The sequence below is a fragment of the Serratia sp. CY71090 genome (assembly GCF_052166845.1).
GTDB classification, from domain to species: domain Bacteria; phylum Pseudomonadota; class Gammaproteobacteria; order Enterobacterales; family Enterobacteriaceae; genus Serratia; species Serratia nematodiphila.
The window spans coordinates 1-16,282 of the sequence record NZ_JBJNOA010000011.1 but is presented as its reverse complement, the minus strand read 5'-3'; the positions used below and the strand labels follow the sequence as shown (position 1 = coordinate 16,282).

Annotated in this window: 10 protein-coding genes, 1 tRNA gene and 2 rRNA genes; 5 read left to right on the top strand and 8 right to left on the bottom strand. The window is 61.6% G+C overall.

Annotated features, from left to right (window positions below; genetic code table 11):
* Nucleotides 1-3 precede the first annotated feature (3 nt).
* Entirely contained in the window at nucleotides 4-3,699 is a 3,696-nt protein-coding gene (gene metH, locus ACJ8OK_RS18985; RefSeq protein WP_139806262.1) for a methionine synthase, read from the bottom strand.
* A 196-nt stretch (nucleotides 3,700-3,895) separates the two neighbouring features.
* Here metH and iclR point away from each other — a divergent pair, with 196 nt between their 5' ends.
* The 5 genes from iclR (at nucleotide 3,896) to ACJ8OK_RS18960 (ending at nucleotide 9,460) form a co-directional block, all read left to right on the top strand.
* Complete coding sequence (gene iclR, locus ACJ8OK_RS18980; protein ID WP_004936648.1) at nucleotides 3,896-4,726, top strand: glyoxylate bypass operon transcriptional repressor IclR; 831 nt, start codon at nucleotides 3,896-3,898, stop codon at nucleotides 4,724-4,726.
* A gap of 251 nt (nucleotides 4,727-4,977) precedes the next feature.
* Nucleotides 4,978-5,517: a gluconokinase gene (gntK, locus tag ACJ8OK_RS18975; protein ID WP_004936645.1), complete on the top strand. Its 540-nt coding sequence runs from the start codon at nucleotides 4,978-4,980 to the stop codon at nucleotides 5,515-5,517.
* Entirely contained in the window at nucleotides 5,514-6,851 is a 1,338-nt protein-coding gene (gene gntU / locus ACJ8OK_RS18970; RefSeq protein ID WP_442530833.1) for a gluconate transporter, read from the top strand. Before gntK ends, gntU begins: the two co-directional genes overlap by 4 nt.
* Nucleotides 6,852-6,949: 98 nt before the next feature.
* Nucleotides 6,950-8,764 (top strand): phosphogluconate dehydratase, encoded by a 1,815-nt coding sequence (edd, locus tag ACJ8OK_RS18965; RefSeq protein ID WP_060560389.1) that lies wholly within the window; start codon nucleotides 6,950-6,952, stop codon nucleotides 8,762-8,764.
* A 54-nt stretch (nucleotides 8,765-8,818) separates the two neighbouring features.
* The gene (locus tag ACJ8OK_RS18960) at nucleotides 8,819-9,460 is read left to right on the top strand and encodes a bifunctional 4-hydroxy-2-oxoglutarate aldolase/2-dehydro-3-deoxy-phosphogluconate aldolase (RefSeq protein ID WP_004936635.1); all 642 of its coding nucleotides are present in this window, start codon (nucleotides 8,819-8,821) and stop codon (nucleotides 9,458-9,460) included.
* A 1-nt stretch (nucleotide 9,461) separates the two neighbouring features.
* On the opposite strand, the gene aceK is transcribed toward ACJ8OK_RS18960, so the two are convergent.
* The 7 genes from aceK to rrf (ACJ8OK_RS18925) form a co-directional block, all read right to left on the bottom strand.
* The gene (gene aceK / locus ACJ8OK_RS18955) at nucleotides 9,462-11,216 is read right to left on the bottom strand and encodes a bifunctional isocitrate dehydrogenase kinase/phosphatase (protein ID WP_033631950.1); all 1,755 of its coding nucleotides are present in this window, start codon (nucleotides 11,214-11,216) and stop codon (nucleotides 9,462-9,464) included.
* Between the two features lie 69 nt (nucleotides 11,217-11,285).
* Nucleotides 11,286-12,593, bottom strand: a complete 1,308-nt coding sequence (gene aceA / locus ACJ8OK_RS18950; RefSeq protein ID WP_004936630.1) for an isocitrate lyase — start codon at nucleotides 12,591-12,593, stop codon at nucleotides 11,286-11,288.
* 41 nt (nucleotides 12,594-12,634) lie between these two features.
* Nucleotides 12,635-14,233 carry a malate synthase A gene (gene aceB / locus ACJ8OK_RS18945; RefSeq protein ID WP_004936626.1) on the bottom strand — a complete coding sequence of 533 codons (1,599 nt, stop codon included), beginning with the start codon at nucleotides 14,231-14,233 and terminating at the stop codon, nucleotides 12,635-12,637.
* A gap of 374 nt (nucleotides 14,234-14,607) precedes the next feature.
* Nucleotides 14,608-15,537: a homoserine O-acetyltransferase MetA gene (metA, locus tag ACJ8OK_RS18940; protein ID WP_004936623.1), complete on the bottom strand. Its 930-nt coding sequence runs from the start codon at nucleotides 15,535-15,537 to the stop codon at nucleotides 14,608-14,610.
* 381 nt (nucleotides 15,538-15,918) lie between these two features.
* Nucleotides 15,919-16,034: ribosomal RNA gene (gene rrf, locus ACJ8OK_RS18935) — 5S ribosomal RNA — on the bottom strand.
* A 46-nt stretch (nucleotides 16,035-16,080) separates the two neighbouring features.
* Nucleotides 16,081-16,156: transfer RNA gene (locus ACJ8OK_RS18930), tRNA-Thr, on the bottom strand.
* Nucleotides 16,157-16,170: 14 nt separating this feature from the next.
* Nucleotides 16,171-16,282, bottom strand: a 5S ribosomal RNA gene (gene rrf, locus ACJ8OK_RS18925); the annotation flags it as partial.

The window sequence follows — 16,282 nt, the reverse complement described above, 5'->3', positions numbered from 1 at the left end:
AGGTCAGTCGGCGTCGTAGCCGAGGTTTGGCGCCAGCCAGCGTTCGACCTCGCTCACGCTCATCCCTTTACGCGCCGCATAGTCTTCCACCTGATCGCGCTGGATCTGCGCCACCGCGAAGTACTTGCTCTCAGGATGGCTGAAGTACCAGCCGGACACCGCCGCCCCCGGCCACATGGCGAAGGACTCCGTCAGTTCCATGCCGGTGTGGCGGTTGACGTCCAGCAGCTGCCAGATGGTTGCTTTTTCGGTGTGCTCCGGGCAGGCCGGGTAGCCCGGCGCCGGCCGGATGCCCTGATAGTTTTCGCGGATCAGCTCTTCGTTGCTCAGGTTCTCGTCGGCGGCATAACCCCAGTGCAACTTGCGCACCTGTTCGTGCAGGTATTCAGCAAAAGCCTCCGCCAGACGATCCGCCAACGCCTTGACCATGATTTTGTTGTAATCGTCGTGCTGTGCGTCGTACGCCGCGGCCAGTGCGTCCTCCTCCAGCCCGCCGGTCACCGCGAAGGCACCGAAGTAGTCGGCCTTACCGCTGCTTTTCGGCGCCACAAAGTCCGCCAGACAATAGTTCGGGAAGTCGGTTTTTTCCGTCTGCTGGCGCAGATGGCGGCTCACCGCCAGCACCTCGCCGCGCTGTTCGTCGCGGTACACTTCCACGTCGTCGCCGACGCGGTTGGCCGGGAACAGGCCGTAAACGCCGCGCGGGTTGAGGCTGCGCTCGGCGGCCAGCCGATCCAGCATCTGATTGGCGTCGTGGAACAGGCGCTTGGCCTCTTCCCCCACCACCTCGTCTTCCAGGATGCGCGGGTATTTGCCCGCCAGCGACCAGGTCATGAAGAACGGCGTCCAGTCGATATAATGGCGCAGCGTCTCGATGCCTGCCGACACCGGGAAGACGCCAAGCTGCCGTGGCGCCGGCGGCTGATAGTCGGCCCAGTCCAGCTCCATGGCGTTGGCGCGCGCCTTGTGCAAATCGACCGGCGGCGTGCGCGGTTTTTTGCGCGCGTGCTGAATGCGCACCGTTTCATACTCTTTGCGGGTGCGCGCCACAAACTCATCGCGCTGGGTGGCGGACAGCAGCGCCGCCACCACGCCCACGGTGCGCGAGGCGTTTTGCACGTAGGTGGTCGGGCCGCTGTAGTTCTGCTCGATTTTCACCGCGGTGTGCGCCTTGGAGGTGGTGGCGCCGCCGATCAGCAGCGGCAGCGTAAAGCCCTGGCGCTCCATCTCTTTGGCCACGTTGACCATCTCGTCGAGCGACGGCGTGATCAGCCCCGACAGGCCGATGATGTCGACGTTCTCCTCGCGCGCGGTGCGCAGGATTTTCTCCGTCGGCACCATCACGCCCAGATCGACGATTTCATAGTTGTTGCACTGCAGCACCACGCCGACGATGTTCTTGCCGATGTCGTGCACGTCGCCCTTCACCGTCGCCAGCAGGATTTTCCCCGCGGAGGTGCCCTGCTGCTTGCTGGCCTCGATGTACGGTTCCAGGTAGGCCACCGCCTGCTTCATCACGCGGGCGGATTTCACCACCTGCGGCAGGAACATCTTGCCCTCGCCGAACAGATCGCCGACCACGTTCATCCCGGCCATCAGCGGCCCTTCGATCACTTCGATCGGGCGTTCGGCCTGCTGCCGCGCTTCTTCAGTGTCCAGTTCGATAAACTCGGTGATGCCCTTCACCAGCGAGTATTCCAGCCGCTTCTCCACCGGCCAGCCGCGCCATTCCGCCTGCTGCACCGCCGCTTCGCCGTCTTTGCTGCCGCGGTACTTTTCCGCCAGTTCCAGCAGGCGTTCGGTGCCGTCCTCGCGACGGTTGAGGATCACGTCTTCTACCGCCTCGCGCAGCTCGCCAGGCAGATCGTCGTAAATCGCCAGCTGCCCGGCGTTGACGATGCCCATGTCCATGCCGTTGCGAATGGCGTGATACAGGAATACCGCGTGGATCGCTTCACGCACCGGATCGTTGCCGCGGAACGAGAACGACACGTTGGACACCCCGCCGGAGATCATCGCGTGCGGCAGGTGGGTTTTGATGTCGGCGCAGGCTTCGATAAAGTCGACGGCGTAGTTGTTGTGCTCTTCGATGCCGGTGGCGACGGCGAAGATGTTCGGGTCGAAAATGATGTCTTCCGGCGGGAAACCGACGCGTTCGGTCAAAATTTTATAGGCGCGGCGACAGATCTCGAACTTGCGCTCGCGCGTGTCCGCCTGGCCCACTTCGTCGAACGCCATCACCACCACCGCGGCGCCATAGCGGCGCACCAGCCGGGCGTGGTGGATAAAGGCCTCTTCGCCCTCCTTCATCGAGATCGAGTTGACGATGCCCTTGCCCTGAATGCACTTCAGGCCTTTCTCGATAACGGACCACTTGGAGGAGTCGATCATGATCGGCACCCGGGCGATATCCGGCTCGCCGGCGATCAGGTTGAGGAAGCGCACCATCGCCGCTTCGGCGTCGAGCATCCCCTCGTCCATGTTGATATCGATGATCTGCGCGCCACTCTCGACCTGCTGGCGCGCCACGTCGAGCGCCTCGTTGTATTTCTCTTCTTTGATCAAACGCTTGAAACGTGCCGAACCGGTGACGTTGGTGCGCTCGCCGACGTTGACGAACAGCGTGTTGGCGTCGATGGTCAGCGGTTCCAGACCGGCCAGGCGGCAGGCGACCGGGAGCGCCGGCAGCCGGCGCGGCGGCACGCCCTCGACCGCCTTGGCCATCGCGGCGATATGTTCCGGCGTGGTGCCGCAGCAGCCGCCGATGATATTGAGGAAGCCGGCCTGCGCCCACTCCCCGACCTGGCGCGCCATCTCGGCCGCATCCAGATCGTACTCGCCGAAGGCGTTCGGCAAACCGGCGTTCGGGTGCGCGGTGACGTAGGTCTCCGAGATGCGCGCCAGCTCGGCGACGTACTGACGCAGCTCATCCGGCCCCAGGGCGCAGTTCAGGCCGAAGGTCAGCGGCTTGACGTGGCGCAGCGAATTGTAAAACGCTTCGGTGGTCTGGCCGGACAGGGTGCGGCCGGAGGCGTCGGTGATGGTGCCGGAAATCATGATCGGCAGTTCCACCCCCAGCGCTTCGAATTCGGTTTCCACCGCAAAAGCGGCTGCCTTGGCATTCAGGGTGTCGAAGATGGTTTCGATCATGATCAGATCGACGCCGCCCTCCACCAGCGCGCGGGTCGATTCGCGGTACGCCGCCACCAGTTCATCGAACGAAATGTTGCGAAATGCCGGATCGTTGACGTTCGGCGAGATGGACGCGGTGCGGTTGGTCGGCCCCAGCACCCCGGCGACGTAGCGCGGTTTTTCCGGCGTGCGCGCCGTCCATTCGTCGGCGCAGGCGCGCGCCAGGCAGGCGGCCTGATAGTTAATCTCGGCGGACAGCGACTCCATGTGGTAGTCAGCCATGGCGATGGATGTGGAGTTGAAGGTATTGGTCTCAAGGATATCGGCGCCCGCCTCAAGATAGGCGTAATGAATGGCGGTGATCACTTCCGGCTTGGTCAGCACCAGCAGATCGTTATTGCCTTTCAGATCGCTGCGCCAATCGGCGAAACGCTCACCGCGGAAATCGCGCTCGTCCAGGCGATAGCTCTGGATCATGGTGCCCATGCCGCCGTCCAACACCAAAATGCGCTGCGCTAACTGGCGGCGCAGTTGTTCTACTCGATTCGTCACTGTAACCCCTTCCATTGCCATCCAGCCCATTGCTCAACTGCCGCAAAAACCAACGAGTCATCCTAGCACAGCTTGTAAGGACAAAGGGCCAGGCGGCAATTGAGAGTTTTTCAGGTTGTGCGCCAACACCTCCGATGAGCTGACGGCGGCTTGCAATTCATCGACAAAAAACGAAAATGAATTCCATCATACGGAAAAAGGAATCTCACCCATGGCCACCCCTGCTCCCGCCAAGCGCGGCAAGAAGCCCCGCGCAGCAGCCCCCGCCGCCAGTGCGGCGACCGGTCAGGTACAATCGTTGACCCGTGGCCTGAAACTGTTGGAATACATTTCGGAAGCCCAGGGCAACGTGGCCCTGACCGATCTGGCCCAGCAAGCCGGCCTGCCGAACTCCACCACTCACCGCCTGCTCACCACCATGCAGCAGCAGGGATTCGTGCGCCAGGTCGGCGATCTCGGCCTGTGGACCATCGGTTCGCACGCCTTTGTGGTCGGCAGCAGCTTCCTGCAAAGCCGCAACCTGCTGGCGATGGTGCATCCGACGCTGCGCCGCCTGATGGAAGAGTCCGGCGAAACCGTCAACCTGGCGGTGCTGGATACCAGCGAGTACCAGGCGATCATCATCGATCAGGTGCAGTGCACGGCGCTGATGCGCATGTCGGCGCCGATCGGCGGCAAACTGCCGATGCACGCCTCCGGCGCCGGTAAAGCGTTCCTCGCCACCCTGCCGGACGATCAGGTGACCAAACTGCTGCACAAGAAAGGCATGCACACCTACACGCCGCATACCCTGACGCCGCACAACCTGAAAGAGGGGCTGGCGCAGATCCGCAAGCAGGGCTTCTCCTTTGACGACGAAGAGCACGCGCTCGGGCTGCGCTGCGTGGCGGCCTGCATCTTCGACGAGCACCGCGAAGCCTTCGCCGCCATTTCCATCTCCGGCCCGGTGTCGCGCATCACCGACGATCGCGTGATCGAGCTGGGCGCGCTGGTGATCCACGCGGCGAAAGAGATCAGCCTGGCCTACGGCGGCGTGCGTTAATCCCGCTCATCCGAGGGGCGCCCAGCGCGCCCCTGCTCCCCTGCCATGCTCTGTTGTCAGCATGTAACAGGCTGTCGGCATCCTGTTTAGCGCACAGGAAAAAAGCTTGAAGCCGATCACAGTTAACGATCCTCACGGCGAAAGCCCATTGCAACCGCTCAAACTTCCTTCGACAATGTTACCGATAACATGTTACCGGTAACAATCAAACTGAACGAAGGTAACGTCACCCGGTGTTTTGGAGCTAAGCCATGACCAACAATCAAAATCGCATTTACGTCGTTATGGGCGTTTCCGGCAGCGGCAAGTCCGCCGTCGCCGCCGCCGCGGCCCGCCAACTCTCCGCCGGCTTCCTCGACGGCGACTTCCTGCACCCACGCAGCAACATCCTGAAGATGGCCGCCGGCGAGGCGTTGAACGACGACGATCGCGCGCCGTGGCTGGCCGCGCTCAACGACGCCGCCTTCGCCATGCAGCGCACCAACAACGTGTCGATCATCGTCTGCTCGGCGTTGAAAAAGCAGTATCGCGACCGCCTGCGCGCCGGCAACGGCAACCTGTCGTTCATCTATCTGCACGGCGAGTTCCCGGTGATCGAATCCCGCCTGGCGGCGCGCAACGGCCACTTCTTCAAGCCGCAGATGCTGGTCACCCAGTTCGCCGCGCTGGAGCAGCCGGGCGCCGACGAGAACGACGTGATGGCGATCGACATCAATCAACCGCTGGATGCGGTGATCGCCGATACCGTGCGCCATATCCAAAGCTTCCTGCCGCAGGACGTGTGCGCGTGAGTACTGTAACGCTGGTCGGTACCGCAGTCGGCTCGGTTTTACTGCTGTTATTCCTGGTGATGAAGGCGCGCATGCACGCCTTCGTCGCGCTGATGCTGGTGTCCATCGCCGCCGGCATTTTCTCCGGCATGCCGCTGGAACACATCGCCGATACCATGCAGAAAGGCATGGGCGACACGCTGGGCTTCCTGGCGATCGTGGTGGCGCTCGGGGCGATGTTCGGCAAGATCCTGCATGAGGTCGGCGCGCTCGATCAAATTGCGGCGCAATTGCTGAAACGATTCGGACAAAGCAAGGCGCACTACGCGCTCGGCATCGCCGGGCTGATCTGCGCGCTGCCGCTGTTCTTCGACGTGGCGGTGGTGCTGCTGATCGGCATCGTATTCGCCGTGGCGCGCCGCACCGACGGCAATATCGTCAAGCTGGCTATTCCGCTGTTCGCCGGCGTGGCCGCCGCCGCCTCCTTCCTGCTGCCGGGGCCGGTGCCGATGCTGCTGGCGTCGCAGATGAAGGCCGACTTCGGCTGGATGATCGCCATCGGCCTGGTGGCGGCGGTGATCGGCATGCTGATCGCCGGCCCGCTGTACGGCAGCGTTATCAGCCGTTTCGTCAACTGGCCGATGCCGCCGGAAGAGAATGAGCCGACGCTGACCAAGGGTAATCTGCCGTCGTTCGGCTTCAGCCTGGCGCTGGTGCTGTGCCCGCTGGTGCTGGTCGGCATGAAAACCATCGGCGCGCGGCTGGTCCCCCCCGGCTCGCAGCTGCAGCAGTGGCTGGAGTTTATCGGCCACCCGTTCACCGCCATCCTGCTGGCCTGCCTGATCGTGATTTACGGTCTGGCGAAGCCGCGCGGCATGAGCAACGAACAGACGCTGGCCATCTGCTCCGCCGCGGTGCAGCCGGCCGGGATCATCCTGCTGATGACCGGCGCCGGCGGAGTGTTCAAGCAGATCCTGGTGGATTCCGGCGTCGGGCCGGCGCTAGGTGACGCCATGATCGGCGCCGGCCTGCCGATCGCCGTAGCCGCATTCGCGCTCTCCGCCATGGTGCGGGTGATCCAGGGCTCGGCCACCGTCGCCTGCCTGACCACCGTCGGCCTGGTGCTGCCGGTCACCAGCCAGCTTGGGCTCAGCGGCGGGCAACTGGCCGCGCTGGCCATCTGCATTGCCGGCGGCTCCATCGTGCTGAGCCACGTCAACGACGCCGGCTTCTGGCTGTTCGGCAAATTCACCGGCGCCAACGAACTGCAAACGCTGAAAACCTGGACGGTGATGGAAACCATTCTGGGCAGCGTCGGCGGCGCCATCGGCATGATTGCATTCACGATGTTTTAAATCCTAAATCGCCCCCGGCCTTGCACACCAGGGCTGCAAATCACCCCCGGGGGCACCGCCACAGGCGGCGACTATAACAACAGCAATGTGAGGAAGGCATGATTAATCCAACCTTGTCCCGTGTCACACAGCGCATCATCGACCGTTCCCAGGCCAGCCGCGCCGCCTATCTGGCGCGTATCGAGGCGGCCCGCTCTCAAACCGTCCACCGCGCGCAGCTCGCCTGCGGCAACCTGGCCCACGGTTTCGCCGCCTGTCAGCCCGATGACAAGGCGTCGCTGAAAAACATGGTGCGCAGCGATATCGCCATCATCACCGCCTACAACGACATGCTATCGGCCCACCAGCCGTACGAGCATTACCCACAGCGGCTGAAACAGGCGCTGAAGGCGGTGGGCGCCGTGGGCCAGGTGGCCGGCGGCGTGCCGGCGATGTGCGACGGCGTGACGCAGGGGCAGGACGGCATGGAGCTGTCGCTGATGAGCCGCGACGTGATCGCCATGTCGGCCGCCGTCGGCCTGTCGCACAATATGTTCGACGGCGCGCTGTTCCTCGGCATCTGCGACAAGATCGTGCCGGGGCTGGTGATGGCCGCCCTCTCCTTCGGCCACCTGCCTGCGCTGTTCGTGCCGGCCGGCCCGATGAGCAGCGGCCTGCCGAACAAGGAAAAAGTGCGCGTGCGCCAGCTGTACGCCGAGGGCAAAGCCGACCGTTTGGCGTTGCTGGAAGCCGAGGCTGCCTCTTATCACGGCATCGGCACCTGCACCTTCTACGGCACCGCCAACACCAACCAGATGGTGATGGAAGTGATGGGTTTGCATCTGCCGGGCGCCTCCTTCGTCCATCCTGACACGCCGCTGCGCGATGCGCTGAACGACGCCGCCGCGCGCCAGGTGACCCGACTGACCGACACCGCCGGCAACTACCTGCCGATCGGCCGCCTGGTGGACGAGAAAGTGGTGGTGAACGGCATCGTCTCGCTGCTGGCGACCGGCGGCTCAACCAACCTGACCATGCATCTGGTGGCGATGGCACGCGCGGCGGGCATCATCATTACCTGGGACGATTTCTCGGAGCTGTCGGAGACGGTGCCGCTGCTGTGCCGCATCTATCCGAACGGCCCGGCCGACATCAACCAGTTCCAGGCCGCCGGCGGCGTGCCGCTGGTGGTGCGCGAGCTGCTGCAACACGGCCTGCTGCACGAAGACGTGCATACCGTGGCCGGTTTCGGCCTGCGCCGCTACACCCAGGAACCGTGGCTGGATAACGGCCAACTGGTGTGGCGCGAAGGCGTGGCCGGCTCGCTCGACGCCAGCGTGATCGCCAGCGTGGCCCAGCCGTTCGAACATCACGGCGGCACCAAAGTGATGGCCGGCAATCTGGGCCGCGCGGTGATGAAAACCTCGGCGGTGCCCGCCGATAACCAGATCATCGAAGCGCCGGCGGTGGTGTTCGACAGCCAGCACGATATCGTGCCGGCGTTCGAAGCCGGCAAGCTGGATCGCGATTGCGTGGTGGTGGTGCGCTTCCAGGGGCCGCAGGCCAACGGCATGCCCGAGTTGCACAAGCTGATGCCGCCGCTGGGTGTGCTGATGGATCGCGGCTTCAAAGTGGCGCTGGTGACCGACGGCCGCCTGTCCGGCGCCTCCGGCAAGGTGCCTTCCGCCATTCACGTCACCCCGGAAGCCTATACCGGCGGCCTGCTGGCGAAAGTGCGCGACGGCGATCCGATCCGCGTCAACGGCCGCAGCGGCGAACTGCAGGTGCTGGTCGACGCCGACGAGTTGGCGCGGCGCACGCCATGCCAACCCGATCTGAGCGCGGAACACATCGGCTGCGGGCGCGAGCTGTTCGGCGCGCTGCGCAGCCAGCTGTCAGGCGCCGAGCAGGGCGCCTGCTGCATCAAATTTTAATCGATAGCCTGGCCGCATCGCCGCCTGGCGGCGGCCACAGAGGAGAACGTCAGCATGAACAAGTGGACAACAAGCGCCGAGCAGATCCTGACGGCGGGGCCGGTGGTGCCGGTCATCGTGATCAACAAGCTGGAACATGCGGTGCCGTTGGCGAAAGCGTTGGTCGCCGGCGGTGTGCGGGTGCTGGAGGTGACGCTGCGCACCGCCTGCGCCATGGACGCCATTCGCGCCATCGCCCAAGAGGTGCCGGAAGCGATCATCGGCGCCGGTACGGTGATCAATCCGCAGCAGCTGCGGGAAGTGACCGAAGCCGGTGCGCAGTTCGCCATCAGCCCAGGCCTGACCGACGAGCTGCTCAAAGCCGCCACCGCCGGTTCCATTCCCTTGATCCCGGGCATCAGCACCGTTTCCGAACTGATGCAGGGCATGGATTACGGCCTGCGCGAGTTTAAATTCTTCCCGGCGGAAGCCAACGGCGGCGTAAAAGCGCTGCAGGCGATCGGCGGCCCGTTCCCGCAGGTGCGCTTCTGCCCGACCGGCGGCATCTCACCGGACAACTACCGCAGCTATCTGGCGCTGAAAAGCGTGCTGTGCATCGGCGGCTCCTGGCTGGTGCCGGCGGACGCGCTCGAAAGCGGCGACTACGCGCGCATCACTGAACTGGCGCGCGCCGCCGTCGCGGGCGCCGAGGCCTGATTTACATCGCAGCGGTGGCGGCCGGCAGCGCCGCCCCGCTGCGCTGGCTGAACCGCTGCTTCTTGCGATAAGCAAATACGTCTTCCACATGCCCTTCGCGGATGCGCTGCTGCAACCCGCGCCAATACTCCGCGGTAAACAGATCGCTGTGCAGCTCTTCAAACACCTGCCGAATGCGCCGATCGCCGCACAGAAAGTGGCGGAACTCTTCCGGGAACACGTCGTTGGGCGCGATGCTGTACCACGGCTCGCTGGCCAACTCATCTTCCGGATAACGCGGCGGCGGGATATCGCGGAAGTTGACCTCGGTCATGTAGCAAATCTCGTCGTAGTCATAGAACACCACCCGCCCGTGGCGCGTCACGCCAAAGTTCTTGAACAGCATGTCGCCGGGGAAGATATTGGCGGCGGCTAACTGCTTGATCGCGTTGCCGTACTCTTCAATCGCATCGCGCATCTGCTGGTCGTTGGCCTGCTCCAGATACAGATTCAGCGGCGTCATGCGCCGTTCCATATACAGGTGCTTAATCACAATGCGATCGCCGAGATCTTCCAGTTTGCCCGGCACTTCGCGCCGCAGCTCCGCCAACAGTTCCGGGCTGAGGCGCGCCTTGTCGACGACGAAATTTTCGTACTCCTGGGTATCCGCCATACGCCCGACGCGATCGTGCTCTTTCACCAGCTGATAGCAAGCCATCACCTGCGCCTGCGTCACCTCTTTTTGCGGGGCGAATTCGTCCTTGATCACTTTGAACACCCGATCGAAGGACGGCAGGGTAAACACCAGCATCACCATACCCTTCACCCCCGGCGCGATGATGAACTGCTCCTGCGACTGCGCCATAAAAGTCAGGTATTCGCGGTAGCATTCAGTTTTGCCGTGCTTCTGGCAGCCGATCGCCATGTACAGCTCGGCGGTGGTCTTGCCCGGCAGGATCTCGCGCAGCCACTCGACCATCGCCGCCGGCAGCGGCGCGTAGACCATGAAATAAGAACGGGCGAAGCCGAAGACGATGCTGGCCTCAGCCTTACCGGTCAGGCAGGCATCGATAAACAGCGCGCCCGACTCGCTGTGGTGGATCGGCAGCAAGAACGGATAAACGCCGTCAGCCAGGCGCAGCTTGCCGACCAGCCAGGCGGCCTTGTTGCGATAGAACAGTTCGTTGGCGATCTGAAAGGTGGCCCCCGCCAGTTGCTGCGGACTGAAGGCGCGCTGCAGCGCCTGGGTGATATAGCGAATATCGCGCGTCAAATCTTCCCACGGCAACCGCAGCGGCAGATCGCTCAGCACGCTGCGCAGCATCGCCGGCAGATCGCCATTGGAGGTGAAATCGCGCGCCAGCGGACGCGGAATGTCGCGAAAGCGCCGTTCCGGTTGCGAACTGAACACAAACAGCTTGTCCGGCGTCAGATCGCGATGCTTGAACAGCCGGCAGTAGACCGAGTTAAAAAAGCTTTCGGCTATCTCGAAACGCGGGTAGTCCGGCAGCAGATCGATATAAACCGCTTTGACCCGGCTGGGGAAGTCGGCGTCGAAATATTTCTGCCCGGTGATGCATTTGAGCTGCTCCACCACCAGGCCGACGTGATGGTCATACAGATGGATGCGCTTTTTCATCGCCTGCTGCACCGCCGGCCAGTCCGCCTGCTCGAAGCGCTGCTGCGCGCCGGCGGTCACCTCCAAAAAGCGGCCGTACTGCGCATCGAAGCCCTGCAGGATCGTCTGTGCGATCAACAACTCCAGTTTTGCCGCCATCCTTACCCCCGCCAGAAAAAGAAGCCTGCGCATGCAGGCTCCGGGTGAAACGTCTTCAAGCTTGCCGCATCAGAACTGCTGTTCTTCCGTCGAACCGGTCAGCGCGGTGACCGAAGAGGCGCCGCCCTGAATGATGGTGGTGACCTTGTCGAAGTAGCCGGTGCCCACCTCCTGCTGGTGCGACGCAAAGGTGTAACCGCGATCCACCGCGGCGAACTCCGCCTGCTGCACCTTCTCTACGTAGTGTTTCATGCCCTCGCCCTGCGCATAGGCGTGCGCCAGGTCGAACATGTTGAACCACATGCTGTGGATGCCCGCCAGCGTGATGAACTGATACTTGTAGCCCATGTCCGACAGCGCCTGCTGGAAGCGCGCGATGGTCTGATCGTCGAGGTTCTTCTTCCAGTTGAACGACGGCGAGCAGTTGTAGGCCAGCAGCTTGCCCGGGTATTTGGCGTGAATGGCGTCGGCGAAGCGCTGAGCGGCATCCAGATCCGGCGTTGAGGTTTCGCACCACACCATATCGGCGTAAGGGGCATAGGCCAGGCCGCGGCTGATCGCCTGCTCGACGCCTGCATGGGTGCGGAAGAAGCCTTCCGCCGTGCGCTCGCCGGTGACGAAGGCGCTGTCATACGGATCGCAATCGGACGTCAGCAGGTCGGCCGCATCGGCGTCGGTACGGGCGATCACCAGCGTCGGCACGCCGAGCACGTCGGCCGCCAGGCGAGCGGCGACCAGCTTCTGGATCGCTTCCTGTGTCGGCACCAGTACTTTGCCGCCCATATGACCGCATTTCTTCACCGCCGCCAACTGGTCTTCGAAGTGCACCCCGGCGGCGCCGGCGGTGATCATCGCTTTCATCAGCTCGAAGGCGTTCAGCACGCCGCCGAAGCCGGCTTCCGCATCGGCGACGATCGGCAGGAAGTAATCGGTGTAGCCTTTGCTGCCCGGCTCAATCTGGTTCGCCCACTGGATCTGATCGGCGCGGCGGAAGGTGTTGTTGATGCGCTCGACCACCTTCGGCACCGAGTCCACCGGATACAACGACTGGTCAGGGTACATGGCCGCCGCGCTGTTGGCGTCGGCCGCCACCTGCCAGCCGGACAGGTAGATAGCCTCGACGCCGGCTTTAGCCTGCTGCAGCGCCTGGCCGCCGGTCAGCGCGCCCAGGCAGTTCACGTAGCCTTTGCGCGCCTTGCCGTTCAGCAACGCCCACAGTTTGGCGGCGCCGTTTTGCGCCAGGGTGCATTCCGGGTTGACCGAACCGCGCAGGTTGATCACGTCTTCGGCGCTGTAAGGGCGGGTGATGCCTTCCCAACGGGCCGATTTCCATTCCTGTTCCAGCTGCTGGATCTGTTGAGAGCGAGAGGTAGACATAATTTTTATCCTTTCAGTCATGTAGGGTTGATTGGGAAAGTTCAGGCCAGCAGCTCATAGCCGGGCAACGTCAGGAAATCGATTAGTTCATCTTGCGTGGTGATGCGCTCCATCAGTCGCGCCGCCTCTTCGAACCGGCCGGCGTTAAAGCGCGCTTCCCCTACTTCTTCACGCACCACCAACATCTCTTCTTGCAACATCTGGCGGAACAGCGCCTTGGTGACCGGGCGCCCGTCGTTCAGGCTCTTCTCGTGGTGGATCCACTGCCAGATAGAGGTACGGGAGATCTCCGCCGTCGCGGCATCTTCCATCAACCCATAGATAGGCACACAGCCGTTGCCGGAGATCCAGGCTTCGATGTACTGCACCGCCACGCGGATATTGGCGCGCATCCCCGCTTCGGTGCGTTCGCCGTCGCATGGTTCCAACAGCTGCGCGGCGCTGATTGGCGCATCCTGCTCACGCATCACGTCCAGCTGATTCTGGCGATCGCCCAATGCCTTGCCGAACACCTCCATCACCGTGTCCGCCAGCCCCGGGTGCGCCACCCAGGTGCCGTCGTGGCCATTGTTGGCCTCCAGCTCTTTGTCCGCCCGCACCTTGTTCAGCACCCAGGCGTTTTTCTCAGCGTCTTTGCTCGGGATAAACGCCGCCATGCCGCCCATGGCGAAGGCGCCGCGCTTATGACAGGTTTTGATCAACAGACGTGAATAGGCGCTGAGGAAAGGTTTCTCCATGGTCACCGACTGACGATCCGGCAGCACACGATCCCCGTGGTTCTTCAGCGTTTTGATGTAGCTGAAGATGTAATCCCAGCGGCCGCAGTTCAGGCCGACGATGTGATCGCGCAGGTGATAGAGGATCTCGTCCATCTGGAACACCGCCGGCAGGGTTTCGATCAGCACGGTCGCCTTGATGGTGCCACGTGGCAGATCGAAACGATCCTCGGTAAAGCTGAAGACATCGCTCCACCAGGCCGCTTCTTCCCAGGACTGGGTTTTCGGCAGGTAGAAATACGGGCCGCTGCCCTTGGCCAACAGCTGACGATAGTTGTGGTAGAAGTACAGCGCGAAATCGAACAGGCCGCCGGGGATGGCTTCATCACGCCACAAGACGTGTTTCTCCGGCAGGTGCAAGCCGCGCACGCGAGCGATCAACACCGCCGGATTCGGTTTCAGCTGGTAGATCTTGCCGGCTTCATTGGTGTAGGAAATGGTGCCGTTAACCGCATCGTGCAGGTTGATTTGACCATCGATGACTTTGTCCCAGCTTGGCGCCAGGGAGTCTTCGAAGTCCGCCATAAATACTTTTACGTTGGCGTTCAACGCATTGATCACCATCTTGCGTTCTACCGGCCCGGTGATTTCGACCCGGCGATCGCGCAGGTCTTGCGGAATGCCACGGATCTGCCAGTCGCTTTCACGAATGGAATTAGTTTCCGAAATAAATCCAGGCAGCTCGCCGCGATCGATATTTTGCTGCCAGCGGGCACGCGCCGCCAGCAGCTCATTGCGCCGCGGCGTGAATTTCGCCACCAGTTCCGCCAGGAATTCAACTGCTTCATCCGTTAATACCTGGCGCTCCGCAGCGGCGAAACCCTGGGTAAACCTTAACTCCGTGCCTGCTATCTGTTGCGTCATGACCTTGCTCCTTCCCATCATTGCGCCCGAGCGACCGGCGCATTTTCATCAGAAATCACTGTGGATCAGGGCGGATGAAACGATCCTAAACTGGTCAGATCTCATCCCGATAGCTCTAAGAATACTCAACAAAAAATAAAAATCAAAAACCATTTCCATTTTATTATTAAATATTTTATTAACACTTTATTATCAATTGGTTAGAACAAATAACATAACCAGCAGGTAAGGAAACCGGTTCCAATAGAATCGCGAAGACAGGCTAACGCGCTGTTGGCCAATGGTTTTTTAGGAAAAGTGGCGGGTAAAAAGAGGATCGTACAGAGGATCAACAGCGCGGCGGCCTCGATTCAGCCGCCGGCAGGCAGAAAAGATCAGTCGAGAGTCGGATTCATATGGCGCAGATCGTAAGGCGTGATCTGGTAGACGTAATAGTTGAGCCAATTGGAAAACAGCAGGTGGCCATGGCTGCGCCAGGTGGCTTTCGGTGTCAGTGCGGGGTTGTCATCGGGGAAGTAGTTGAGCGGTACGGCAGGATCGAGGCCAGCTTCGTTGTCGCGACAATACTCCCCGGCCAGGGTCAGTGCATCATACTCAGGATGGCCGGTGACAAACGCCAGGCGCTTATCCCTGCTGGCGAACAGATAGGCACCGGCCTGCTCGGATTCGGCCAGAATATCCAGGTCGGTATATTGGCGAATCACCTCGGTCGGGAAATCGGCATAACGTGAATGCGGCGCCAGGAAGCTTTCGTCGAAGCCGCGCGTCAGCAACGCATGCTGCTGCAGCGTTTGGTGCGGATAAACGCCGGAGAGCTTCACTTCGCGCGTCATCTTGGGAATGCCGTACAGGATGTTCAACGCCGCTTGTACTGCCCAGCACACGAACAGCGTAGAGGTGACATGGTTTTTGGCCCAGTCAATGACCCGTTCGATCTGCGGCCAGTAGGCAACATCGCAGAAATCAACCAGCCCCAGCGGCGCACCGGTGACGATCAGGCCATCGAAGTTCTCATTCTGGATATCCTCGAAGTCGCAGTAGAAGTTGTTCAGATGCTCGGCCGGCGTGTTCTTCGATTCGCGGCTGTCGATGCGCAACAGCTGGATATCAATCTGCAGCGGCGAGTTGGACAACAGACGCAGAAACTGGTTTTCCGTTTCGATCTTCTTTGGCATCAGGTTGAGGATCAGCACTTTCAGTGGCCTGATTTCCTGTGTTTTTGCCCGCGAGGATGTCATCACGAAGACATTCTCACCGCGCAAGAAATTGACCGCAGGTAACTCATCAGGAACACGAATCGGCATTGCTTAACCCTCACACATCCATTTATACGTTTAGACTTCTAGATGCCCGAAGATAGCGTTTTTTTTCGTCTCTGTCGAGCATTCAACGGAAAGGTGAAAATGTTTCATTGCGCGGCCTGCGCCGGGATATAAGCAGAGGGAGTAAAGCGGATGAAAAGCAAAAAGGCCATCCTTTCGGATGGCCTCTTGGCTTATTTGATGCTTGGCAGTGTCCTACAGTATTCGTCTCATCCTGAGACTCTCCCCTGCGGGGCCGCCGCAAGCGGCGTTAAGGCCCGTTCCCGACGGGCCTTTCGCATGCCTATGCTCGAGCAGAACACCAAATAACAGACAAAACAAAAAGCCCCATGCTTTCGCATGAGGCTTGTTGTTTTATTTGATGCTTGGCAGTGTCCTACTCTCGCATGGGGAGACCCCACACTACCATCGGCGCTACGGCGTTTCACTTCTGAGTTCGGCATGGGGTCAGGTGGGACCACCGCGCTATTGCCGCCAAGCAAATTCTTTTTTTCTGCCGAACTTCTAAACCCACTTTAAATAAAGTGGTGCTGATACCCAGAGTCGAACTGGGGACCTCACCCTTACCAAGGGTGCGCTCTACCAACTGAGCCATATCAGCACGCTTAATTTGATGCCTGGCAGTGTCCTACTCTCGCATGGGGAGACCCCACACTACCATCGGCGCTACGGCGTTTCACTTCTGAGTTCGGCATGGGGTCAGGTGGGACCACCGCGCTATTGCCGC

What these genes read in the sequence shown, in the direction of transcription:
- edd (WP_060560389.1), top strand. Translation starts at nt 6,950, where the DNA reads ATGATTAATCCAACCTTGTCCCGTGTCACACAGCGCATCATCGACCGT.
- aceK (WP_033631950.1), bottom strand. Translation starts at nt 11,216, where the DNA reads ATGGCGGCAAAACTGGAGTTGTTGATCGCACAGACGATCCTGCAGGGC.
- iclR (WP_004936648.1), top strand. Translation starts at nt 3,896, where the DNA reads ATGGCCACCCCTGCTCCCGCCAAGCGCGGCAAGAAGCCCCGCGCAGCA.
- aceB (WP_004936626.1), bottom strand. Translation starts at nt 14,233, where the DNA reads ATGACGCAACAGATAGCAGGCACGGAGTTAAGGTTTACCCAGGGTTTC.
- ACJ8OK_RS18960 (WP_004936635.1), top strand. Translation starts at nt 8,819, where the DNA reads ATGAACAAGTGGACAACAAGCGCCGAGCAGATCCTGACGGCGGGGCCG.
- metA (WP_004936623.1), bottom strand. Translation starts at nt 15,537, where the DNA reads ATGCCGATTCGTGTTCCTGATGAGTTACCTGCGGTCAATTTCTTGCGC.
- aceA (WP_004936630.1), bottom strand. Translation starts at nt 12,593, where the DNA reads ATGTCTACCTCTCGCTCTCAACAGATCCAGCAGCTGGAACAGGAATGG.
- metH (WP_139806262.1), bottom strand. Translation starts at nt 3,699, where the DNA reads ATGGAAGGGGTTACAGTGACGAATCGAGTAGAACAACTGCGCCGCCAG.
- gntK (WP_004936645.1), top strand. Translation starts at nt 4,978, where the DNA reads ATGACCAACAATCAAAATCGCATTTACGTCGTTATGGGCGTTTCCGGC.